The organism is Tessaracoccus sp. MC1627, from assembly GCF_014164725.1.
Lineage (GTDB): Bacteria > Actinomycetota > Actinomycetes > Propionibacteriales > Propionibacteriaceae > Arachnia.
In genome coordinates this window covers 745,641-768,043 of sequence record NZ_JACJGA010000001.1, presented here as the reverse complement: position 1 = coordinate 768,043, position 22,403 = coordinate 745,641, and the positions used below count along the sequence as shown (strand labels likewise).

The 22,403-nt window shown below is 69.0% G+C and carries 22 protein-coding genes, 1 pseudogene and 1 riboswitch; of the genes and pseudogenes, 8 read left to right on the top strand and 15 right to left on the bottom strand.

Going from position 1 to position 22,403, the window contains the following annotated elements; all coding sequences use genetic code 11:
* Positions 1–74: 74 nt before the first annotated feature.
* The 4 genes from H5399_RS03410 to H5399_RS03395 all read right to left on the bottom strand — a co-directional run bounded on the left by H5399_RS03410 (position 75) and on the right by H5399_RS03395 (position 1,287).
* Positions 75–374 (bottom strand): ribbon-helix-helix domain-containing protein, encoded by a 300-nt coding sequence (locus H5399_RS03410; RefSeq protein WP_182781596.1) that lies wholly within the window; start codon positions 372–374, stop codon positions 75–77.
* A complete protein-coding gene (locus tag H5399_RS03405) occupies positions 364–654 on the bottom strand; it encodes a hypothetical protein (protein ID WP_220489047.1) in 291 nt (96 codons plus the stop codon). Before H5399_RS03405 ends, H5399_RS03410 begins: the two co-directional genes overlap by 11 nt.
* A gap of 127 nt (positions 655–781) precedes the next feature.
* Positions 782–1,048 (bottom strand): Txe/YoeB family addiction module toxin, encoded by a 267-nt coding sequence (locus H5399_RS03400; protein ID WP_182781594.1) that lies wholly within the window; start codon positions 1,046–1,048, stop codon positions 782–784.
* Entirely contained in the window at positions 1,045–1,287 is a 243-nt protein-coding gene (locus H5399_RS03395) for a type II toxin-antitoxin system Phd/YefM family antitoxin (protein ID WP_068751161.1), read from the bottom strand. Before H5399_RS03395 ends, H5399_RS03400 begins: the two co-directional genes overlap by 4 nt.
* Before the next feature lie 273 nt (positions 1,288–1,560).
* On the opposite strand from H5399_RS03395, the gene H5399_RS03390 reads away from it, so the two are divergent.
* Together H5399_RS03390 and H5399_RS03385 are read left to right on the top strand one after the other, a co-directional pair.
* The gene (locus H5399_RS03390) at positions 1,561–2,529 is read left to right on the top strand and encodes a hypothetical protein (RefSeq protein WP_182781593.1); all 969 of its coding nucleotides are present in this window, start codon (positions 1,561–1,563) and stop codon (positions 2,527–2,529) included.
* Between the two features lie 278 nt (positions 2,530–2,807).
* Positions 2,808–3,104: a hypothetical protein gene (locus tag H5399_RS03385; protein WP_182781592.1), complete on the top strand. Its 297-nt coding sequence runs from the start codon at positions 2,808–2,810 to the stop codon at positions 3,102–3,104.
* A 167-nt stretch (positions 3,105–3,271) separates the two neighbouring features.
* Here H5399_RS03385 and H5399_RS03380 read toward each other — a convergent pair whose 3' ends face one another.
* The 5 genes from H5399_RS03380 to cobI form a co-directional block, all read right to left on the bottom strand.
* Positions 3,272–3,628 (bottom strand): hypothetical protein, encoded by a 357-nt coding sequence (locus H5399_RS03380; RefSeq protein ID WP_182781591.1) that lies wholly within the window; start codon positions 3,626–3,628, stop codon positions 3,272–3,274.
* A gap of 106 nt (positions 3,629–3,734) precedes the next feature.
* Positions 3,735–4,961 (bottom strand): CbiX/SirB N-terminal domain-containing protein, encoded by a 1,227-nt coding sequence (locus H5399_RS03375; RefSeq protein ID WP_182781590.1) that lies wholly within the window; start codon positions 4,959–4,961, stop codon positions 3,735–3,737.
* Positions 4,958–7,495 carry a precorrin-3B C(17)-methyltransferase gene (gene cobJ, locus H5399_RS18435; protein WP_370585673.1) on the bottom strand — a complete coding sequence of 846 codons (2,538 nt, stop codon included), beginning with the start codon at positions 7,493–7,495 and terminating at the stop codon, positions 4,958–4,960. The genes H5399_RS03375 and cobJ overlap by 4 nt, the downstream gene beginning before the upstream one ends.
* Complete coding sequence (gene cobM, locus H5399_RS17835) at positions 7,492–8,322, bottom strand: precorrin-4 C(11)-methyltransferase (RefSeq protein ID WP_182781589.1); 831 nt, start codon at positions 8,320–8,322, stop codon at positions 7,492–7,494. The genes cobJ and cobM overlap by 4 nt, the downstream gene beginning before the upstream one ends.
* Positions 8,319–9,197, bottom strand: coding sequence for a precorrin-2 C(20)-methyltransferase (gene cobI / locus H5399_RS17830; RefSeq protein WP_182781588.1), 879 nt, complete (start codon positions 9,195–9,197; stop codon positions 8,319–8,321). The genes cobM and cobI overlap by 4 nt, the downstream gene beginning before the upstream one ends.
* A gap of 29 nt (positions 9,198–9,226) precedes the next feature.
* Positions 9,227–9,356, bottom strand: a riboswitch (cobalamin riboswitch).
* A 120-nt stretch (positions 9,357–9,476) separates the two neighbouring features.
* Between cobI and H5399_RS03350 the strand changes: the two genes are divergently transcribed.
* The 3 genes from H5399_RS03350 (at position 9,477) to H5399_RS03340 (ending at position 11,655) form a co-directional block, all read left to right on the top strand.
* The gene (locus tag H5399_RS03350; protein WP_182781587.1) at positions 9,477–10,400 is read left to right on the top strand and encodes an alpha/beta hydrolase; all 924 of its coding nucleotides are present in this window, start codon (positions 9,477–9,479) and stop codon (positions 10,398–10,400) included.
* The gene (locus H5399_RS03345; protein WP_182781586.1) at positions 10,384–11,001 is read left to right on the top strand and encodes a M23 family metallopeptidase; all 618 of its coding nucleotides are present in this window, start codon (positions 10,384–10,386) and stop codon (positions 10,999–11,001) included. Before H5399_RS03350 ends, H5399_RS03345 begins: the two co-directional genes overlap by 17 nt.
* 384 nt (positions 11,002–11,385) lie before the next feature.
* Complete coding sequence (locus tag H5399_RS03340; protein WP_182781585.1) at positions 11,386–11,655, top strand: hypothetical protein; 270 nt, start codon at positions 11,386–11,388, stop codon at positions 11,653–11,655.
* A gap of 624 nt (positions 11,656–12,279) precedes the next feature.
* On the opposite strand, the gene H5399_RS03335 is transcribed toward H5399_RS03340, so the two are convergent.
* The gene (locus H5399_RS03335) at positions 12,280–12,717 is read right to left on the bottom strand and encodes a hypothetical protein (protein WP_182781584.1); all 438 of its coding nucleotides are present in this window, start codon (positions 12,715–12,717) and stop codon (positions 12,280–12,282) included.
* A gap of 529 nt (positions 12,718–13,246) precedes the next feature.
* Here H5399_RS03335 and H5399_RS03330 point away from each other — a divergent pair.
* Positions 13,247–13,849: a hypothetical protein gene (locus H5399_RS03330; protein WP_182781583.1), complete on the top strand. Its 603-nt coding sequence runs from the start codon at positions 13,247–13,249 to the stop codon at positions 13,847–13,849.
* A 647-nt stretch (positions 13,850–14,496) separates the two neighbouring features.
* On the opposite strand, the pseudogene H5399_RS03325 reads toward H5399_RS03330, so the two are convergent.
* The 4 genes and pseudogenes from H5399_RS03325 to H5399_RS03310 form a co-directional block, all read right to left on the bottom strand.
* A pseudogene (locus H5399_RS03325) lies at positions 14,497–14,651 on the bottom strand (transposase); the annotation flags it as partial.
* Between the two features lie 354 nt (positions 14,652–15,005).
* Positions 15,006–16,463: a cobyric acid synthase gene (locus tag H5399_RS03320; protein ID WP_182781582.1), complete on the bottom strand. Its 1,458-nt coding sequence runs from the start codon at positions 16,461–16,463 to the stop codon at positions 15,006–15,008.
* Positions 16,460–17,476 carry a cobalamin biosynthesis protein gene (locus H5399_RS03315; protein WP_182781581.1) on the bottom strand — a complete coding sequence of 339 codons (1,017 nt, stop codon included), beginning with the start codon at positions 17,474–17,476 and terminating at the stop codon, positions 16,460–16,462. Before H5399_RS03315 ends, H5399_RS03320 begins: the two co-directional genes overlap by 4 nt.
* Positions 17,477–17,550: 74 nt before the next feature.
* Positions 17,551–17,898, bottom strand: coding sequence for a carboxymuconolactone decarboxylase family protein (locus H5399_RS03310; RefSeq protein WP_182781580.1), 348 nt, complete (start codon positions 17,896–17,898; stop codon positions 17,551–17,553).
* A gap of 129 nt (positions 17,899–18,027) precedes the next feature.
* On the opposite strand from H5399_RS03310, the gene H5399_RS03305 reads away from it, so the two are divergent.
* On the top strand, positions 18,028–18,855 hold the full coding sequence (locus H5399_RS03305; RefSeq protein ID WP_182781579.1) for an aldo/keto reductase: 828 nt from the start codon (positions 18,028–18,030) through the stop codon (positions 18,853–18,855).
* A 416-nt stretch (positions 18,856–19,271) separates the two neighbouring features.
* Here H5399_RS03305 and H5399_RS03300 read toward each other — a convergent pair whose 3' ends face one another.
* Positions 19,272–19,925 carry a TetR/AcrR family transcriptional regulator gene (locus tag H5399_RS03300; RefSeq protein ID WP_182781578.1) on the bottom strand — a complete coding sequence of 218 codons (654 nt, stop codon included), beginning with the start codon at positions 19,923–19,925 and terminating at the stop codon, positions 19,272–19,274.
* Positions 19,926–20,059: 134 nt separating this feature from the next.
* On the opposite strand from H5399_RS03300, the gene H5399_RS03295 reads away from it, so the two are divergent.
* Positions 20,060–22,333 carry a glycoside hydrolase family 3 N-terminal domain-containing protein gene (locus H5399_RS03295; protein WP_182781577.1) on the top strand — a complete coding sequence of 758 codons (2,274 nt, stop codon included), beginning with the start codon at positions 20,060–20,062 and terminating at the stop codon, positions 22,331–22,333.
* The last annotated feature ends 70 nt before the right edge of the window (positions 22,334–22,403 follow it).

Here is a 22,403-nt window from a genome sequence, read left to right as displayed (position 1 = left end):
CGCTCACACCGACCACAACGCCAGAGGCAGCATCTTCGAACTGGCTGCGGCAGAGGCGGATGTTCGGGGGCCCGTCAGGCTACACGGGTTGCAAGGTCGTCGAGTTCTGCCCGGATCCTGGCAATCAGCGCCTTGGCGGACTCGTCTGGGCCCGCCAATTGTGACAGCAGGAGGTCGCGAGCCAGAGTGGAAACGGGAAGCCCGCGCTGCTCGGCCAGCCGCGTCAACGTCTCCAACTCCTCGACGTTCAGGCGAACCTGGAGCGTCTTGGCACGCTGATGGCCGCGGGTGACCTTGCTGCCGGGCTTGATCACGGCGTCGGGGTTGCGTTCAGCCGCCTCGGCCTCGGTCGCGATGAGATCACTAATCGACATTTGTCCGCTCCTCTCTGTAACGGCGCTGATCGGTGGTGTTCGATGGCCACGCGTTGACTCCCCAAATGACGTCCTCGTCGGGAAGGACAATGATCGTGACCAGTCTCCGGACGGAGGCTGCCCAGCCGATGACCCGAATGGTTCTGCCCGACACGGACGCGGGATCCGGATCGATGACCAGCCTGTTGGGATCGGCGAAAGCTTCGTCGGCAACAACTGGGGTCAGCCCATGCTTGGCGATGTAGTCGCCCCGATGGCGCCAGTCGATGCCTTCATCCACCATCCCAGCGTACTACACGCGCAATACGGCCACCAAGCCCGTCGTCACCCCGTCTCAGACAAGTCGTCACCCGTCTCAGACAAATCGTCCGCGCACCACGCGGCATGTCCGGATGTTCGGTGAGTGGCTACTCGTAGTGGGTCCACATCCTCAGGATGTGGACGACGTGGCGATCAGGGAGCACCTCATAGACAAGTCGGTGCTGGATGTTGATGCGCCGTGAATAGCAGCCAGCGAGGTCGCCGACCAACTTCTCGTACTTGGGTGGCGTGGTGAACGGGTCCTGGGCCAGAACCTCCAGCAGGTGCTGCGCCTTCGTCTTCAGCCCTGAGGAGGCCAGCTTCTGGGCGTCCTTCTGGGCCTGGCGCGAGTACACCAGAGTCCAGGGACTCACCAGTCAAGCTCGGTCGAGCCCGCGTCGACACCCTCCGCGCGGGCACGACGGATGGAATCGGCCAACCCCGGTACCGACTCAAGGAACAGCGTCTCCTGGATGGCGAGCCAGTCCTCCTCGCCGATAAGCACCGCGTTGCCACGCTGGCCGGTGATGGTCAGCGGCTCGGACTCCTCGTTGACCTGGTCGATCAACCGGTACAGGTTCGCGCGGGCAGACGTTGCGCTTACAGCAGTCATGGGTACCACCTCCACCAAGCAGCGTACGTTATGACGTACGTTCCTGCAAGTATGGACGGAAGAGTCAAGGTCACGCGGCAGGGGCACCGATGCGATTCGGTCTGGCCATACACCTGCCACACCGGATTCAACCGTCCCAGGAGCGGCATGATCAGACGTTTAGTAGAGCGTTGCTGCAACGGATCAGGGTTCGCGAGACTGAATCGCCGTTGTGGCGAGGTTGAGGCAGGGACCGGGTAGGCGTGGCGGCACAGGCGGGTGTGTACTTCCGACATGAGTGATTTCGGGACCCGGATCCGGGAGAGTCTCCGCCGAGCGTCGCCAATCCCGGTTTCGGCGGTCCCGCTCGGTCCGGTCGACCGCGCCGCCCGACCGGGCCACCAACCTGCCGCCCCTACAGTACGGCGCTGGCTGGCGGCAGCCGTTGGCATCGTCGTGGTGGCCGGCATCGGACTGGCCGCCTCGGGCTGCAGCACGCCAGTCTCCGACGCGCCCGCGGCCCCGCCCGGCCGGACCACCGTGATGGTCGACCTCTACTCGGGACGGGAGAACCCGCAGCTCCCGCTCGACCCTGACGTTGCCGAGGAAATGTACCTGATGATCGGCGATAGTGCGGCTGCCGGGGAGGTGATCCCTGCCGACCCGCCGGACCCCGGGCCCGGCTTCCGCGGCTTCGTCGTCACCCCCGCCGACGCGGACCTCCCGGTGCTGCGGATCCTGCCGACGGCCGTCTATCTGGACGAGTCGGGCACCCCCGGGCGCGTCGACGACCCCGGCAGCGGCTTCTACAACCGGGTGTACGACGCCGTCCGCCCGCTGCTTGACGACGCGACCCGGACCGCCCTGCCAGATTCGAACCCGGCGATCCCCGATGTCACCGCGACGATCCCGCCCCAGGTGGGCGCAGCCGCGACCTGGACTCTCGCCGACTCCGAGCGCGTGACCGCCACGTCGACGACCGTCACTATCGAGGTCACTCGCGCAGAGTGCTCCAGCGGGGTGACCGGGGCGATCGCCCAGCCAGTTGTCTCACTCGGCATCGACGACATCATCATCCGGGTCGACGCCGAACCGCTCCCTGGCAACGAGCCCCAGAACTGCCAGGGCAACGACAGCGTCCAGATGACCGTTTCCCTTCACGAGCCCATCGGCGATCGCGCCCTGGTCGACGCCGCCTGCCTCGAAGGCCCGGCAGTCCGCACCAGCTTCTGCGAAACCGGAGCCACCCGCTGGAGCCCATGACGTCGCCAAGCGACTGTGGCCCACGGTGGCCCCAGGTCTGCTTTCGCTGGTCGCTGTCACTGCGTGGTTTGCATCCTTGGCTGTGCAGCCCTCCGTCGGGCCGTGAGCGCACTCAGCTCCTCAGGTCCGAGCGTCACCGCGTGGGAAGCGGTGTCGGCAGACATCGGGTCGTTTGGCTCCTGAGCCCGATCTGGTTTCGCGGCATGGACCCACTCCGACGGGCGGGGTGTTCCCAGCTGCAGGGTTCGAGAGGGCTGGCCCGCTGTCAGACTGGGCCCATGGAACGCGTACTGCCGCCCGCGGAAGAGCGGTTCGACCCGATCACCGGGCGGTGGATCAACGCTCCACTTCCCGATCCCGCCCGAGCCTGGGTTAACCCAGCCGGCGACGCTCCCGTGACCGTCGTCGGCGAGATCCCGCCTGAACTCTCCGAGCACGACAGGCCACCCACCCCCGGCTCCACCGCTGGAGAGACGCGGGCCACGCGAACCCAGCGCCTGCGTTGGCTGATCATCACTGTGTTGGTGGTCGCGGTCATCGCGCTCGGGATTGCGACACTTATCGCCACGGCGTAGACGCAGCATCAATCGCAGGCCCACGAGCTCGCCGTCGCCGAAGACCCGCCGACTCAAGCCCAGGATCACGATCTCGCGAACCCGACCGAATCAGACTTCTCAAGGCGGAGCGCAGCTGGACATGCAAACGCGAGAAACGTACGCTCGGTCGGCGGCAGTTGAGTGCGTCACTGGCCGTAGGAGAAGCGGAGGTCAGCGAACAGCAGGTGGTTGAGTCGTCTCCGCATGTGTCCGAGCTTGCTGGCGTCGGGTTCCTCGTCGGGCGTCGACAGGATGAACCGCAGCAGCGTGCCACCGTCCTTGGGGCTGAGCTCGAGGTCCACGAGGTCGTTGGGCCGCGAGGGCCACAGGGAGCTCCACTGGACACGGTGCGGCTCGTGACTGCTGAGGATGACGGGTGGCACCTCGTCGTCCAGGAGCACCAACCAGGGACGCGCACCGGGAAGGCCTGGGTGTGTCAGGGAGGTGAACACGACGTGCGGCGGCGCCGGCAATTGTCGGGTCCTATCTCCCAGGATCTGCATGGGGCAAGGCTAGACAAGGGTCCGTGAGCGTCGCGCGAAAGCTCGCTTCTCGGCATGAGCGGAAGTAGCCCGGCGCATTCGGGCAGCACGCTGGAACGAGAGCCGGTCATTCACCTTGAGTCGAGTGTGGCGGCTCCGAGAGTGCCGCCACGATCGCGTCCCGGACATCTCGCGTGCGACGGGGCTCCCGGTTCCCGACCACGCCGATCGTCACACCCCGCACCTCCGCCGTCGCCGGGGTCCACGCCGAACCGCCGCGGGCGTCGTCGGCCCGCACGCAGAACGTGTGCCTCAGCTCCGCGCCCTCCGCGACCTTCGCATTCACCTCCGGCGAGTCGGTGGCCGCCATCACGTACCAGGTGCCGTCGAGGTCGGCGTCGTCGAACTCCCGCGCCAGCCAGGTCAGCCGACCGGCGTCGGCAAGGGCCTCCACGGCCCGCGTGACCGACGGCGCCACCACCCGCACCCGGGCACCTGACTCCACCAGCCGCGACACCCGCCGGCTGGCCACATTGCCGCCCCCGACGACGAGCACGTCACGCCCACCCAGCATCAGCCCGGCCAGGTAGGCCGGCGACCCGCCCTCCGACACCGGCAGCGTCTCCCGGTACCGCTCGGCCACCACGTCGGCCAGCGCCGCGCACGCCCCGATCACGTTGGCCACCCGCACCTCCGCGTCCGGGTGCGCCCCCTGCCACTCCGCGGCCTGCTCTCGGGTCCAGCCCTTGAGCCGGCCCGCGAACAACCAGTGCCCCATGACGACGATGCGCCGCGCGCCGTGCGCGTAGGCCCGGTCCAGCGCCTCCGGCAGCGACGGCCGGGTCACCTGGATGAACGCCGACTCGACGTCGGCCCACCCGCCCCGCTCGTAGAGCAGCCGCGCCACCCGGAGGTGGTCGGCGTTCGCCTCGGGCACGAGCGCGCCTCGGCCCACGAACACCACCGTCGTCTCGCCGGGGACCCACTCTTCCGCGGCCTCCGTCAGCCGCGCCTCGACGGCCTCGATCAGCCTCGGCTCCGGGCCCAGGTGCCGCGCGTATTCCACGCGGCTGCCCGGCACCCGCGCCGTCGCTTCGGCGATGAACTGCGGGATGTCGGAGCGGACGTGGCCGCCGGTGCCGAGCATGAGGGGCACGACGACGGCGCGGCGCCCGCCGTCGGCCAGTGACGCCACCAACGCGTCGGTGATGGTGGGCTGGGCGAGCTCGACATAGCCGACCGTGACCGGGACGCCGGGCAGCCGCTCCGAGACCAGCCCGGCCAGTTCCTCGCACTGCGCGACACCCTCGCCCACGCGGGTGCCGTGGGCGGCGATGATCAGCGGCACGCTCATGCGTCCACCTCCTCCGCGTCCGGCATCCACTGATAGTCGCGCGGCGTAACGATCAGCCGCCGCCCGCCGCCCGAGGTGACAAACCTCGTCGTCGACGATCCCACCACCACCAGCGAGTTCATGTCCACCCACTCGGGCTGGAACTCCGCCAGCGTGCTCATGATCACCTTCTGCCGCGGCCGGCACGCCTGCTGCACCACCGCGACGGGGGTCTCCGGCGAGCGGTGCGCGCCGAGGATCTCCAGCGCGCGGGGCAGGTGGGCCGTGCGGGTGCGGGATCGGGGATTGTAGAGCGCGACCACGAAATCGCCGACGGCCGCGCCCTGCAGCCGTCGCTCGATGTTGGGCCACGGGGTGTGGAGGTCGGACAGCGAGATGGTGGCGTGGTCGTGGCCCAGCGGTGCGCCGAGGATCGCCGAGACAGCGAGGCTGGCGGTCACGCCCGGCACGATGTCGACGTCGATCCCGTCGGTGCCCTGCTCCAGGACGGGGCTGGCCATGGCGTAGACGGCGGGGTCGCCGCCGCAGACCAGTGCCACGTTCTCGCCGTTGCGCGCGGCCTCGATCGCGGCGGAGGTGCGGGCCTCCTCCGTGCCCATCTTGGAGGCCATGACGCGGACGCCGGGGCGGATGAGGTCGCGGATCTGCTTGACGTACGGGCCGTAGCCGACCACGAACGTCGCCTGCTGGAGGCGCTCCTTGGCGCGCGGGGTGAGGAGGTCACGTACCCCGGGGCCCAGCCCCACGACGCTCAGCCGCCCGCGGGCGGGGATCCGGCCGACGGCGCACGTCGCGTCGGTGCTGCGCTGCTTGGCCACGATCAGCTCGGCGCCGTGCGCGAGGACGGACGCCTCCGCCACCGACGGCGTGCCGACGTGCCCCTCCACCAGCGCGCTGGGCGTCGGCACCGTTTGGGCGGCCAGCTCCTCGGCCGGGTAGTCGATCAGCTTCACGCCGAGTTGCTTGACGAGCTGGAGCAGCCCGATCTCGCCGGCCTTGAGGTCGACGGTGGTGATCGCGGAGACCGAGTCGAGCGCGAGGCCGTGGTCGGCGAGGGTGCGCTCGAGGAGGTCGCGGAGGTGGGCGACGTCGGTGCCGCGGTTGCAGCCCATCCCCACGACGAGGCTCTTCGGGTGCAGGACGACTACGCCCCTCGCTTCATGCGCCTTCGGGATCTCACCCCCACCGCTGGCTGAGGTGGCGCGGGTCCCCTTCCCGCTGGCTGAGGTGGCGCGTAGCGCCCTCGAAGCCTCAGAAACGCTGGCCTCACGCCCCACCGGAGTCGCGCTGAACGGTTGCGCTTCATAGGCTTCGAGGCCGCTCCGCGGCACCTCAGCCAGCGGATGGGGCACCTCAGCCAGCGGATCCGGCGCGAGCTCATCGGTCACGACGATCCGCACGACGGCGTCGTCGGCGTCCGGCGACACGTTGGCGGGCAGCGGCGGCAGCGGCCAGGGCTGGGACTTTTCCACCCGCACGGGGCGACCATCGAGGATGGCCCTGGTCACGCCCGCGACGTCGCCGTGATACGCCCACCCGAGCGTGTCGAGGGCGGGGATGTTGAGCGCGTCGGTGGCGGTGGTGAGCACCGGCGTGCCCCCCGTCGCGTCGGCGATGCGCTCGGCCAGCTCGTTGGCGCCGCCTGCGTGTCCGCCCACAAGCGGGACGGCGAACCGGCCCGCCTCGTCGACCACCACCACGCCCGGGTCGGACTTCTTGTCCGCGAGCAGCGGGGCCAGGATCCGGGCGGTCGCGCCGAGCGCGAGGTGGGAGACGATAAGGTCGCACTCCCGCCACGCCCGCACCAGTCCCTCGGCGGCCGGACCGTCGTACCGGCGGGTGGCGGCGCCGAGGGCTGCGTCGATCGCGTCGGCGTGCCCGCGCGCGGCCTCCGAGTTGGTGACCTGCCCGATGACCGGGCCGTCGGCGTCGCGCTCCCCGGGCACGGAGTCGTCGAGGATCAGCACGACGTTCGGCTCCGCCACCTGCGCGACGGCGGCCTCCTCGGCGCTCAGCTCATGCACCCGCTGATCCGGCTCCCCGAGCCTCTCCGCGACCACGTAGCGCCGCGACCATCCCTCGAGCGCCCCGGCCAGCTCGCGGACCCCGGCGCCGGGCCCGGTCAGCACCGCAACCTTGGGGTGCCGCCGCGACGCTGCCACGGCGTCGTCGATGGGGCGGCCGTGGGCGGAGACCACGACGGCGTCGTCCCAGGGCAGCGCGACGGCGGCGAACGCGGCCGCCACCGAGCTGACCGCGGGCGTGACCGCGAGGTCGAGCCCCTCGTCGCGGAGGCGGCGGACGATGCCGTGGAATCCGGGGTCGCCGCTGGCCAGCACCAGCGCGTCGTCGCCGTCGGGTAGGGCCTTCAGCCGCTCGACGGCGGGGCTGAGCGCGCCGAGGACGACGCGCCGCTCGTCTGGCACGCCGAGGGCGTCGAGGTGGCGCCGCCCGCCGACGACGAGCGCGACCCGTCCGGCGAGGCTGCGGGTGGCCGGCGAGATTTCGCCGAGGTAGCCGTGGACGTGGATCATCGGTCCTCCTCCAGGACGCCGCGGGTGCCGTGTTCGCGCAGGTCGGCCTGCGCCTCTGGTTCGGCCGCGCGGTACTCGTGCCGGAAGCCGGGGTGGTAGAGGTGGCTGCGGGTGGCGAGCGGGCCCTCGGCGAGCGCCGGGCCGACGAGGACGACGGTGTGCTTCCATAGCTTGTGCTCGCGCATGGTCGCGGACAGGTCCTTCAGCTCGCAGCGCAGCATGAGCTCGTCGGGCCAGGACACCTGGTAGCCGACGATGCAGGGCGTCTCGGGCGGGTAGCCGCCGGCGAGCAGCTCCTCCTGGAGCGCCTTGTTGCGGGCGGCCGAGAGGTAGAGCGCCATGGTGGTGCCGTGGGCGGCGAACCCGCGGACGGTCTCGCGCGGCGGCATGGGGGTGCGGCCGCCCTCGAGGCGGGTGAGGACAAGGCTCTGCGACACCTCCGGCATCGTGAGTTCCACCTCCATCCGCGCGGCGGCTGCGGAGTAGGCGGAGACGCCCGGGACGGACTCGAAGTCCAGGCCGAGGCTGCGGATGAGGTCGCGCTGTTCGGCGGTGGCGCCGTAGATGGCCGGGTCGCCGGTGTGGACGCGGGCCACGAGCAGGCCCTCGTCGCGGGCGCGGCGGTAGAGGGGCTCGATGTCCTCCAGCGACGCGGACGCGGAGTCGACGAGTTCGGCCCCCGGCTTGGCGCCCGCGACGATGCCGGGGTGGACCAGGCTGGAGGCCCAGATGATGATGTCGGCCTCCGCGATGACGCGGGCGCCGCGGACGGTGATGAGATCCGCGGCACCGGGTCCGGCGCCGACGAAGACGACCTTCCCGGTCACAGCCGACCCCCCGTCGTCGAGCGGCTGGGGGCCGCCAGGACGGTGGAGAAGTAGGGGGCGGACTCGCCGTCGGCCAGGTCCGAGAGTCGGACGAGGCGTTGGTTCTGCAGCGAGACGTCCACGCCCATGACGGCGTCGCGGCCCTCGCCGCGCAGCAGCTCCGCGACCTCCGGGAGGCGCCGTCCGCCCTTGTAGGCGACGGTGGAGTCGGCCACGGCGAGCACCTCGCGGAGGCGGTCCAACCCGGCCGTCACCGGGACCAGCGCGAGCACTTCCTGACCCTCGACCAGCGGCGTGCGGCTGGCCGCCGCCAGCGCCTGCATCGCGGTGATGCCCGGGATCACCTCGACCTCCACGTCGGGCAACTGCTCGACGACGTGCGCCGCCAGGTAGGAGAACGTGGAGTACACGCTGGGGTCGCCGACGGTGGCGAACGCGACGGTGGCAGCGCCGTCGGCGAACGCATCGACGGCGGCCTGGGCGGAGGTCAGCCACGCCTGCTTGCGACGCGGGGAGACTCCCGACTTGTCGGCCATGGAGAAGGGGACGCGGACGATCCGTGTCGCGGCGTCGGGGCAGGCCGCCTGGACGATCCGTTCCGCGCGGCCGGGCCCGTCGCCGGACTCCTCGGTCGCGGGGACGAGGATCGCGTCTGCTCCCTCAAGGGCGCGCACCGCCTTGACAGTGATCAGCTCCGGGTCCCCGGGGCCGACGCCGACCCCGATCAGCCGCCGCCCTCGCCGCTCCCTGAGCGCTGCACTGAGGTTCTCGAAGTGGAGGGCCGGGCGCGAAGCGTCCAGCCCGTCTCGGAGGGTCGTGACCGAAGCGTCGGGCTCAACGTGCCCGTCGTCGTGGGGAATGGTGGGTACGGACATCTGCCGTGGCCTCCTGGGGTCGCTCGCCCGAATGGTTGGCCGCGCAGGCCCGAGTTCCTGACTCCCCCATCGGGGTCACAGTGGCGGCACCGTCCCGGACTCACACCGGGTTCCTCGACGTCGCCTGCGCGCAGCGTCAGTCTGTCAGAGCCCGCAGTTAGACCTGACTTGGGGTCGTCTAGCAGATTCGCGCCTCCGAGCCGTCTGCGACGGCGCAGAGCGGCGCGCCCCGCGGGCGGGCGGGGGACTAGGTTGGTGGCATCGAGAAGGCGGGGTCGGATGAAGAGGTTGTTGGCGGCAGCAGGGTGGCTGGCGACGGGTGCCGCGCTCGGCGTGGGCGCCGTGGCCGGGGCCACTGCCTGGACTCTGAACGGGCCAAGGCGCCCCTGGCCGAACTACACCTTCACTCCGTTCGAGGTTCGGGCTCCGTCAGAGGACGTCACCTTCACCGCAGCCGACGGAGTCTCCTTGGCGGGCTGGTGGCTTGACCAGCCCGCGTCGTCCACGGTCGTCGTCTGCGCCCACGGCCATCGAGGCAACAAGTCGGACATGTTGGGGATCGGCTCGGGTCTGTGGAGGGCAGGCCACAGTGTCCTGCTCTTCGATTTCCGTGGCAACGGGGACTCCGATGATGGCCCACAGTCCCTCGCCCACCACGAGCAGCGGGACCTGAGTGCCGCCTTGGACCTGGTGCGCGAGCGCCGCCCGGACGCCCGGATCGCCGTCGTGTCATTCTCGATGGGCGCGTCCACGGCCATCCTCACGGCCGCACAGGATTCCCGGATCGAGGCTCTCGTCGCCGATTCACCGTTCGCCACGCTCAGTGACGTCGTCGCCACGGGATATCGCCGTCATCGCCTGCCGAGCGAGCCGCTCATCCCGGTTGCCGACCTGGTGAACCGATTGCGCTACGGCTACGCCTTCTCCGAGGTCCGTCCCCTCGACAGGATCGGCGCGATCTCCCCTCGTCCACTTCTGCTGCTACACGGGACGAACGACAGGGTCATCCCCTACGACCACGCGCTGCAGTTGGCCGCAGCAGCGGCCCCGGGGCCGGTTGAGCTCATCACCTTCGACGGCGCGGACCACTGCGGCGGCTATTTCGCAGACCGGGCGGCCTACATCGCGCTGGTGGCAGATTTCCTTGACCGTTGGCTTGGTAACCAGCAGGACTTGGAGTTGCGCCATGCCGACAACGCTTGACCTGACGTATCCCTTTGCGGGCCGGTGGCTGGCCCGGAGCAGCCCCGCCAACCGGGTCCCGAGCCACGGCACCACCCAGTTCGCCTCTGCTTTCGCGATCGACTTCGTCGGGGTGGATGACGCTGGCCGGAGCGCGCCGTTCACCGCGACGTCGCTGGTCCGGCCCGAGCCGCCGACGCGTTTCGTCGGGTTCGGTCGGCCCGTACTGGCGCCGGCCGACGGGGTGGTCGTCTCCGCGCAGGATACGCAACCCGATCACGCGGCCTTCCGCGGTCTGCCTTCACTCGGTTACGCCCTCGGCCAAGCGCGCCGGGTCGCGGCCGGCTGGCCCGCCCTGGCCGGGAACCACGTGATGATCCAGATCCCCGCTGGTCCGGTCGTGGTGTTGTGTCACCTGCAGCAGGGCAGCGTCCGGGTGCACCTCGGCGAGTACGTCGCGGCGGGGCAGGCGGTGGCCAACTGCGGCAATACGGGCAACAGCACTGAGCCGCACCTGCACCTGCAGGCCATCAGCACCATGGACGTGACGGTCGCCACCGCCGTGCCAATCACGATGCCCGGCGGACTACCGCGCAACGGTGTCGTGGTCGAGGCGAGATAACGGCCACACCGTTCCTTCCTGCGCACGGGCACTTCAGTAGGAACGACGTGAGCGTCCCTCCGTGGCCGCCACCGAGTTGCTCGCACCCCCGCGGCAAACCCGGCTGTCCCCGGGCACTTGACCTGCACATGCTCGCAAGTTACCTTGGATCGATGGAGGATCCAGTCATCGCCCCGTCCGCACTCAAGCATGGCCTTGGTGAACCTGAGATCCTCCACGCCTACCGCACCCTGTCCGGATCTGGGATCTCGGCGACGGGTTCACCATGATCGTGGGTCCCAACCAGTCCGCGATCTTCTTGGAGGTCGGCTATGTCGATGGCGATCAAGTGCACGTCATCGTCCACGCAATGAAAGCCCGCGAGAAGTTCCTGGGGTGGTGACCATGCCACGCACTGTTGACGAGATCCTGCAGCACGCCGACGAGCTGGCGGCGCGCTTCGAGTTCCACGAACCCAATCCAGACGACGAACTCGACGCCGGTGCAGTTGCCCTGCTCCGAGCAGCGGTGGCGGAGCGATCGGAAGCCGAGCGCCACGTGATTGACGCCATCCGCGCAGCCCGCGAAGCCGGCATGCCATGGTCAGCGATCGGTGCCTTCGTCGGCACCAGCGGAGAGGCCGCCCGCCAGCGCTACGCAAGCAAGGTCGCCTGAAGCCCCAGGCGCGGCAGATGCGGGCGCCGGTCCTTACTGCAGCCGTCGAAAGTCGACCAGAACGGACACCCGTTCCGGTGGGGTTGTCAGAGATGCTCACGATCGCCTGGAGTCCCTCTCAGGTCACTCTCGACCGATTCATCCCCAGCGCGGTGTCCTGCAGGTGGACTTTGGGAGGCCTGTCACCTGGGGCTGGAGGAACCTCGGCCAGGGCGCGGTGCCCGTGGGTAGCATCTTGGGATGGTCGCTGTTGATCGCGCAATGTCCCGGCAGCGCTCGGGGGTAGGTCTCGTCGGCTGCGTTAAGTCCAAGCTCTCTCGCCCTGCTGCTGCGAGTAGCGATCAGCGCGAGCAGGGCAGCCGGTGGCTGGCCAAGGACGCGAGTGAGCGGCAACCTGGTCAGTCCCCCTTGTGGAGGCGCTCCCGCCAAGTGTGAGCTGAGGCATGAATCGCACTGAACACAATGCAGTAGATCAGCCCCGTGGGCACGATGGCGCCTATCGGGCGTGTCTCCAAGCCAACTATCATCAGTGCTGCGGTGATGCCCGCCATCCCCACTGCAAGAACGGCGGCTGCGGTGAGGAATCGAGACCACCAAGAACGCAGGCCGGTTCGGGGAGAGCGCTCAGTCACAGGCATCATTGAAGTCCGGGAGTGTACCGATGCCCCAGAACGCCAAAGCGCAAGCAATACCACCAGGCCCGGAAGCGATGGTGACAACACCGCAGATCGCGGTCGAGGCTGCGAAGAACGAGTACGAGGCCACATATGCCTGCCAGCAGTCAAGCGCGCGGGTACTAACGGGAGGCGTATCGACCCACTCAATGGCTAGATCAGTACCTGATCCCGAAACTGCAATGAACTTGCCTTCGGTTGCCTCCACGAAACGGGCGATCTCAGCATCGGAGCTGACGGCAGTAAAGAAGTCCAGGTACACGCGCTCCGCCTCCGATGAGGAGCCCCGCATGATCTGTTCGAACCCATCGCTGTTGGCAAGGGCTGTGCGTCGGTCCCGGAAACCAACGGGATCGGCGGTTCGTGCCTGACGGACAATCTCGCGCATCCGTCGTTCGTCCTGAGTGGCTGAACTGGATTCCGGGATATCGCTGGACCTCCCCTGAGCGCTTGCATGTGGGGCAGCGCTCGCAATGGATGTCGAGTTCAGAAGCGCCGTTCCTATCAATATTGCCAACGCTAGTCGAGCCCACCTAGCCAAGATGCCTGAATCGTTCACGTGTACATTCCTGTCTTCTCTGTCGGCACGAAACGAAGCTAACAGAAACGGGGTTCACACTGGGGCCCAGCTCTCGCTGACTTGCGACTCTGATAACCTTCGTCAGCTCTGCGGGTACGAAAGTACCCTCGCGGGTGGACTTCACCTTAGCAACTGCTAACTAATGAACGGGCCATTCACAGCGTGAGCGGCGGTATCCAGCGGTGGCTGGCGCCAGGAGTGTGTCTCCGTGGCCTCCAATACGTGAGGAACGACCACCCTTTCGCGGCTGACATACCTGATGATCGTCGGCCCCTTGACTCTGCACACTTCAGCGGATATTGTCAGAAGAATCGCACATGTCAAAGGGGACTGCGTCATGAAACACCGTGGGATCACCGTGGCTGGGCTGCTACTCGCCGCCACACTGTTTGCAACTGCACCATCTGCCGCCGCAGAAGATGGTCCCGGCGCTGGGGGGTGGGACACAGACGTGGCGGTCGGTGCAATTATGGCTGAAACTGACTACGTAACCATTCGAGAAGGCGATGGGTGGACCAGTTTTGAATATAGGGACGCCCTTTCCAATGCTGAACGCAGGCTTCACGAGGGCAAGCGCGACGGAGATGTTTGTGTTTTTTCGGGCAGTCGCACCGTAAGCGGAGAGAGTGGAACAGTTTCGGTGGAGCGAGAAATCGCGACTAATATCTCGAGTTGCCTGATGGTGACAGAGGTTGGGGAGATCGACGCACTGGCGGTGGACTCGCTAGAGCAGGAAGGCGGCCTCGAAGCACAGGAAGTCGCAGTTCCCATTACCAGCGACGATGTGGGACAGGTGGCTGCACTAGCAAGTCGATCCGTCTGGCACCGAACACGATACGTTGATCCGCCAGGCATCACTGTGACCCGTGCGACCACCAACGTCACATGGAATTACTCCGGCGGGTGCGTGACGAGTAGCTCTGGTCACGTAACCAATTAATATTGGGCGGCTGCGACTGGATGGTCTAAGACGAGCTCTGGGACGACGTCCAGCCGGAATTGCGCAGGGGCCACGACTCGCAGCAACTCGTACTTCAGTAACTCCTTCTTCTGTATTGGCAATCCAACAGCGTACACACAGTTTACCCCAAACTCGATCCGCGGGAACCCCAACGGAACTTTCACGGCCAACTGGTCCGCATCAAAGTCCGGTGGGTGCAGTTCGTGGCTATCTTTCCACAGTCACACGGGTAGCTAGACTGAGCCCCCAAGTGGGCCCGCGTTGGGGAGAAACGAGGCTGCACCCTATGATTCCTACGCTGATCTTCTTTGGACTGGTATTTGGGCGCTGGTGGAAATCAGCGCTAGTCGGTGCAGCGATAGGCTGGCCACTGCTCCTCCTTGTCAGCGGAACACTTCAGAGCGCGCCAAAGCCCCTCGTCGGGGTACTGGCGCAAGCAGTTGGGCTTGCCGTCGTGAATGCAGGTGTTGGCGTAGCGATCCACCAAGCGGTGCTGCGCATGATCAGAGGAATGCGCTCTCGGGGCGAAGAATGAATCGCGGGTCATGAACCGTGCGGCGGAGTGCTTGTACGGACACTGGGTTCGGGATCACTGCCGCCATTACACCAGCGATTCAGAATGGGCCGGCCTGGGCCGGCAGCCTCTCGGAGGTGTAGTCCAGGAGCCGGTCGAACTGGGCTTCGACGGAGGGCGTCGGGCTGGTCATAGACTGAGTGGAGCATCGCCTTCACGAGCGGGCCACATGCCCTTGGGCGTCACGCTCATCAGGTTCGCTGCGTGCTCTCCGATGACCACCTACAGCGCCCCAACAGGTCGGCAGCCGTTCCGATGTCGCCTCGTAGCACCCTCGTAGACTGGCCGTCCCCGGCCTCTGTTCGGGCCGTCGAGGCGACAAGACCTCGATACTTCATGAGGCCCGCTGAGGGTGTCCAATCACCCCTCCCACCCGCTCACCGTCGAGGGTTCGGGTTGATCGGCATCACCGAACGGATGATGGCCGCCGGGGGAGGCGCCACCTGGGGCGAAGTCGGAGACCTGTGGGTGCTCGACGCGTTCATGCCGAGCCTCCCCGCGAACTGAGGCGACGTCTCGGACCGTGTTGCCGGGCTCCCCGAAGGGCCGGGCCGGCTCGGCTCAGCGGGCGAGGGCGAGCAGGCGATCGAGGTCGGCGTGGGCCTCCAGGGCGTCGGCGACCGTCTCGATCATCGCCTCGCGGCGGGCGGCGAAGCCGGGTGCGCCGTCGGCGGGGACCCAGTCGCGCCCGGCAAGAGCCGCGACCTCCGACAGCCACGCCCGGCGGAACCCGTCGGACTCCAGCGACCCGTGCCACATCGTCCCCCAAACCGGGCCCGCGCGGACGCCCTCGAGGAACTCCTCGTGACCGTCGTCGACCCTGACGCGGCCGTGGTGGATGACGTAGCCCTCGACGTCGTGGCCCCGCCATTGGCCCGACGGCCGGCCCAGGACCTTGTCCGGGTGGAACACCGTGTCCGCGGGAAGCAGCCCCATACCCGGAACCGCACCGGGGTGGCCGGCCTCGACGGGGTCCGTGATGGTGCGCGTCAGCATCTGGAATCCCCCGCAGATTCCCAGCACCGGCCGCCCCTCCTCGGCCCGGGCGCCGACAGCCGCCGCGATACCCGTCTCCCGCAGCCACGCCAGATCCGTCAGCGTGGACCGCGACCCCGGCAGCACCGCGAGATCCGCCGAGGCCACCACCGATGGGTCGGTCGTCACCACGACATCGACCCCCGGCTCCTGCGCCAAGGCGTCGACGTCGGTGGCGTTGGAGATGCGCGGCAGGCGGACGACGGCGACCCGCAGCGTCGCGCTCCCGGCAGGCACACTGGCGCGTGCGTCGCCCCGCCACCGGCCCACCTCGAGCGCATCCTCGCCGTCGAGCCACACGCCCGGCAGCCAGGGCAACACGCCGAAAGCTGGAAGGCCGCAGCGTCGGGTGAGCTCGGTGAGTCCGGGGTCGAGGATGGCCTGGTCGCCGCGGAACTTGTTGATCAGGTAGCCCGCCAGCAGGGCGCGATCCTCGTCGTCGAGGAGCCCCCAGGTGCCGTAGATGGAGGCCAGGACCCCGCCGCGGTCGATGTCGCCGACGAGCACCACGGGGAGGTCGAATGCCCTGGCCAGGCCCATGTTGGTGTAGTCGCCGTCGCGGAGGTTGATCTCCGCCGGGGAGCCCGCCCCCTCACAGATCACCAGTTCATGCGCCGAGGCCAGCTCGCGGTACGCCTCGTGGGCAGCCTCCGCCAGCAGCCGCCGGCCCGTGGCGTACTCCCCCGCCTCCAGTGCGCCCGCGGGCTCGCCGCGGAGCACGACGAACGAGCGCCGGTCGCTGCCGGGCTTGAGCAGCACCGGGTTCATCGCCGACGTCGGCGTCTTGCCCGCCGCGATCGCCTGCAGGTACTGCGCACGGCCGATCTCCGCGCCGTCGGCGCACACCATGGAGTTGTTGCTCATGTTCTGCGCCTTGAACGGCACCACGTCGATCCCGCGACGGCGTGCGGCCCGGCAGAGACCAGTGACCACCAGGGACTTGCCCGCGTCGGACGACGTGCCCGCGATGAGGATCCCGGTCATGCGCCACTCCCCTTCCGTAATCGTTCCAAGCGCATGCCCACCAGGTCACGCTTCATAGGCTTCGAGGCCGCTTCGCGGCACCTCAGCCAGCCGGAGGAGCCCGCCACCACGGCAAGTCCTGTCGCCATCGCCGTCACCACGCCCACCAACCGGGCGGCCCTCCGCACCTCGGCCGCGCGCGGTCTCGGGCCGTCGCCGAGGAGGCCCCGCTCCTCCACGCGGGAGAAGTACACGTTGCGACCGCCCAATTGCACGCCGAGGGCGCCGGCCCAGGCCGCCTCGCACCAGCCGCCGTTGGGCGAGGGGTGGTTACGCGCATCGCGGCGGAGCACCCGCCAAGCGTCCGCCGTCGACCCTCCGACGACCGGCGCGGCCACACAGGCAAGCGCGCCGGTGAGGCGGGCCGGGATGTAGTCGAGAGCGTCGTCGAACCGCGCCGAGGCCGTCCCGAAGCGGGCGTAGCGGTCGTTGCGGTGGCCCACCATGGCGTCGAGCGTGTTGACCGCGCGATGGGCGAGGAGGCCGGGGATCCCAGCGACGGCACCCCAGAACAGCGACGCGACCACGGCGTCGGCAGTGTTCTCCGCCATGGACTCGACGGTGGCGCGGGCGAGCTCGGGCTCGTCGAGGCCGGCGGGGTCGCGGCCGCAGAGGTGGCCGAGCCGGGCGCGGGCGCCGTCGAGATCGCCGTCGTCGAGGCGGTCAGCCATCAGCCTGCCCTCGCGGGCGAGGCTGCGGGCGCCGAGGACGGCCCAAGTGGCCAGCGCGGTCGCGGCGACGTGCGCGCAGGGGTGACGGCGCGTGACGCGCTCGGCCACGACCCCTGCCGCGAGAACCGGCGCCACCGTCGCGGCGGTGAACGCGGCGCCTCGGGCGCGGTCGTCGGCGTACAGGAGCTGCTCGACGCGGCTCGCGAAGGTCCCGAACCACGCGACGGGGTGATGCCGGGCGGGGTCCCCGAGCACGGCGTCGGCCGCCACCCCAAGGGCGATGCCGAGCGCGCGCGTGATCACGGCGCCGACGCTAGCAGTAGCCAGGGGCGGATCAGCCCGACGCCTCGGCTAAGGAGCCCACCACCAGCAGACGGTCACTCCAGGAACTCCAGGAAGGCGTCCATGGCTCGCGGGCCGTAGACCGTCGCGGGGCCGCCCCGCATGAGAATGGCCACTCCGAGCGCCTCCGCCACCTCTTCTGCCGTGGCGCCCGCTCGGGCGGCACCGCGTGCGTGGCTGGCGATGCACCCGTCGCACTTCTCCGAGACGCCGATCGCCAGTGCGATCAGCTCCTTCGTCTTCGTGTCGAGCGCGCCGGGACCGAGCACCGCCTTGTGCATGGCCGAGTAGCCGTCATACACCTCAGGAATCCGGGAGCGCAGCTCCTTCGCGGGCCCCTGGAGGTCCTGCAGCACCTTCTTGCCATGGTCGTGCGTGGTCATCTCTCTCCTCACCTGGTCTTTGGCATGTGCGTATGCCTGAAACCATTATGCCCCCCGGGGTATCTGCCCTGAACCTGGGGGCAGGTCTCCGCGTCGCGCAAGGCTGGCCTCGTCGGAGAGAATGGGGCCATGACTGCGCTCGCGCCCACAATTCCCTTGACCGGCGGCACTGCGATCCCCGCGATCGGCGCCGGCACCTGGCCCCTGGACGACGCGGAGGTGCGCGAGATGTGCCTCACCGCGTTCGAGATCGGCTACCGGCTCGTCGACACTGCGGAGAACTACCGCAACGAGGCCGGAGTCGGGCGGGCGGTGCGGGAGTCGGGGCTGGCTCGCGAGGACGTGTTCGTCACCACGAAGTTCAACAAGAAGTGGCACGGCAACGCCGTCGCGGGAGTGGAGGGAAACCTCGGCCGGCTGAGCCTCGAGTACGCCGACCTGGTCCTCATCCACTGGCCCAACCCGGATCAGGACCTGTACGTCCGCGCTTGGGAGGGGCTGATCGAGGCGCGCGAGCGCGGCCTGACCAGGGCGATCGGGACGTCCAACTTCAAGCCCGAGCATGTGCAGCGCCTCATCGATGCCACGGGTGTCGCGCCGGAGGTCAACCAGATCCAGTGCAACCCGTTCACCGAGCGCACGGCTGAGAGGGCATTCCATGAGAAGCACGGGATTGTGACGGAGTCGTGGGCCCCGTTGGCCGCCGGCACCGGGCTGATCGGCCATCCTGCCGTCTGGGAGGTTGCTGACGCGCATGACGTCTCCCCCGCCCAGGCGGTGCTGGCCTGGCACCTCCAGCAGGGCCTGCTCCCCATTCCGAAGTCGTCGAACCGGGAGAGGCTGGCCGAGAACTTCGCCGCGCTCGGCCTCCAACTCACCGACGACGAGGTCCGGACCCTGACCGCGCTCAAGAGCTCGGACTACCACCTGATGGACTCGGACCACTTCGGCCACTGAGCCTCCACCTGCTGAATGAGGAGTGAGGAGCGCGCCCGCGGGCTGAGGCGCGAGGAGCGCAGCGACGAGCCTCGAAGCCTCAAAACTTCCCTTGTCAGCCTACGTTTCTTTTAGGCTTCGAGGCCGCTTCGCGGCACCTCAGCCAGCGGTTGGGGTCGCGCAGATCCGAGGGTTTCAGGCGGAGCGGTGGATGAGGGGGACCGGTCGCGGTGGGTCGGGCGTTGGGCAAGGCACGCCGCGGTTGGGCGTGCCGAGGGCGCCCATGGGCGAGGCCGGTCCCCCTCAGCCGCCGCCGAACCCGACCCAGGTCCCTGGGATGCCAACCGATGGTTTCGACGCGGGCTCCGCCGCTCCGCCGCGTGGCCCGGCTCAACCCGCGGGCGGGCGTGTCTCGACCCAGGTTCAGCGAGAACGTGTCAGATGCGCGAGAGGAGGTCCTGGACCGCCGCCCTCGCCTCCAACGCGTTCTGGCCGCTGATCTCTCGGAAGGCCTCAGTGATCTCCTCGGTGAGGTCGAAGTCGCGGCGGATCAGCCAGCTCTGCTGGAGCCCGTCCCAGACTGCAACGAACTGACGGGCCATCCGCACCGGATCGCGGTCAGGGTGCGCCAGGCCCGCCGCCTGCCGGGCTTTCATGAGGTCGATCATCTCCGCCATGACCCGCTCGTAATGGCGCTGGAAGAACTCGTGGGCGGGGTGCGTCGGGTCCTGCGCGGCCGACGCAAGCGCCACCTGGAGGCGCAGCCGCTTGTCCTCCCCAGGGGAGCGCTGGGCGAGTTGATCAATGAGGTCGCGGAACTCCGACGGCGGGGCGAGCGGGCGCTCACCCTCCTGCCCGTCGCCGTCGATGAATCCCTCGAAGTACTCAATGGCCGCGACCAGGAGGTGGTCGCGGGTCGGAAAGTGGTAGAGCATCGTCCGCTCCAACATGCCGGCCCGGGCCGCGACCGCCGCCGTCGTCAGCTGCACATGCCCCATCTCCATCACCACCTCGTACGCAGCCTTGGCGATGGCGGCGCGCTTCTCCGCCGATTTCGCATAGGGTCCACGCTTCGCCGGGCTGGTCGACATCGCCACCTCCTTAAAACTTTCCTACCCCAAACCTTGAACCCATGGAGCGGCCTGAGTCAAGCCTTGACCATCCTTGAACTATGCTGTTCACTACGAATTGAGACCACCGTCGACGCCGACCCCGAAGGACCCCCATGACCGACGCCCCCGCCTACCGCGACCCTGCCCTCCCCGTCGAGGAGCGCGTCGAGGACCTCCTCGGCCGCCTGACACTGGAGGAGAAGGCCGGCCAGCTGACGCAGTACTTCTACTTCGGCCAGCTCGACACCCCGGTAGTCTCCGACGAGGACCTGGCGGCTATGCCCTTCGAGCAACGGCAGTTCCTCGACTTCCCGCGGATGGTGGACAAGGAGATCGACGCCGGACGCGTCGGCTCGCTGCTGTTCGTCCGCAATGCGGCACTGGCCAACCACCTGCAGCGCAGGACCATCGCCGGCAACCGCCACGGCATCCCGGCCCTCTTCGGCTTCGACGTCATCCACGGCCTGCGCACCACCTTCCCCGTGCCGATCGCGGTCGCGGCGAGCTGGGACCCCGAGGTGGCCGAGCAGGGCCAGCGGGTCGCAGCCCGCGAGGCCCGCGCCGTCGGCATCCACTGGACGTTCGCGCCCATGGTGGACATCGCCCGCGACCCACGCTGGGGCCGCATCATCGAGGGCGCCGGCGAGGACCCGTGCCTGGGTGGGGCGATGGCGGCCGCGCAGGTGCGCGGGTTCCAGGGCGACGGCGGGCCCGAGTCCGTCATCGCCGGGCCGAAGCACTTCGCCGGCTACGGCGCGGCCCGCGGCGGCCGCGACTACGAGGACTCGGAAATCTCGGACTCCGAGCTCCACAACGTCTACTTCCCGCCCTTCAAGGCCGCCATCGACGCCGGCGCCAAGAACATCATGAGCGCCTACATGGACCTCAACGGCGTGCCCGCGAGCGGCAACCGTTGGCTGCTCACCGACATGCTCCGCGACGAACTGGGCTTCGACGGCTTCGTCGTCTCAGACGCCAACGCGGTGCGATCGCTCGAGACCCAGCACTTCGCCCGCGACCTCACCGACGCCGGCGCCCGCGCGGTCTACGCCGGGCTGGACATGGAGATGGCCATGTTCGACGCCTCCTACACGCGCCTCCCGCAGGCCGTGGCGGACGGGCTGGTCGACGAGGCCACCATCGATCTAGCCGTCCGCCGGGTCCTCACCGCCAAGTTCACCGCCGGCCTGTTCGAGCAGCCGTTCGTCGACGAGGCCGCCACCGCCACCGTCCTCGGCGACGCCTCGCACCGCGACGCCGCCCAGGCGGCCGCCGAGCGCACCGCCGTCCTGCTCAAGAACGACGGTGCCCTGCCGCTGAGGGCGCCCGCCTCGATCGCGGTCCTCGGCGACCTCGCCGACTCGCAGCGCGACATCCTCGGCCCCTGGATCTTCGACTTCGACGAGTCCGAGTCCGTCACCCTCCTCGACGGCATCCGCCGCCGCGCCGGAGAGGGGACGCGCGTCGAGTACGCGCCGGCCACGGCCTGCGCCACCCGGGTCTACCCGTCCATGTTCGACAGCCACGAGTCGGGCACGCTGCCGCAGACTCCTGAGGGCTTCGATGAGGACGCCGAGCTGGAGCGCGCCGTCGCCCTGGCCGCAGAGTCCGAGGTTGCCGTCGTGGTGGTGGGGCAGCCGCAGAACATGATCGGCGAGAAGGCCTCGGTCTCCACGCTCGACCTCCCCGGCCGCCAGCTTGAGCTGTTGCAGCGCGTCCACGCCACGGGCACCCCCATGGTCGTGCTCGTGATGTCGGGCCGCCCGCTGGACCTGCGCTGGGCCGACGCCAACGCCGACGCCATCGTCCAGATCTGGTACCCGGGCGTGCGCGGCGGAGACGCGGTCGCACGGGTGCTGTTCGGAGACGTCTCCCCCGCCGGCCGGCTGCCCTTCACCTGGCCCCGGCATGTGGGCCAGGTGCCGATGGTGCACTCGCACTACCGCACCTTCCAGCCGGAGGAGGCGGACAAGCGCTACTGGGACGAGGAGAGCACCCCGCTCTACCCCTTCGGGCACGGCCTCACCTATGCCACGGTGGGCTACTCGGACCTGCGGGCGCCGGCGAGTGTCGCGGTCGGGGAGACGGCCAGGGTCGCGGTGACACTCACCAACACCTCCGAAGTGGATTCCGACGAGGTGGCCCAGCTGTACATCCACCAGCGCTACGGCACCGCCACCCGTCCGGTCCGCGAGCTCAAAGGCTTCCAGCGCGTGCACGTGCCCGCGGGTGCCTCGGTGGAGGTCGAGTTCGAGCTGGGTCCCGACCAGTTGCGCTACTGGAGCGCCGCCACCCGCACCTGGGTGCAGGACGCCACAGTGATCGATGTCTTCGTCGGAGGCAGCTCCGCCTGCGACCTGACCAGCACCCTGGAGATCACCCTCTGATCGGCCTCGACCGTCTGCAACTATCTACCCAGAGAGCGGCATCTGCGTATATGCACAGATGCCGCTCTCT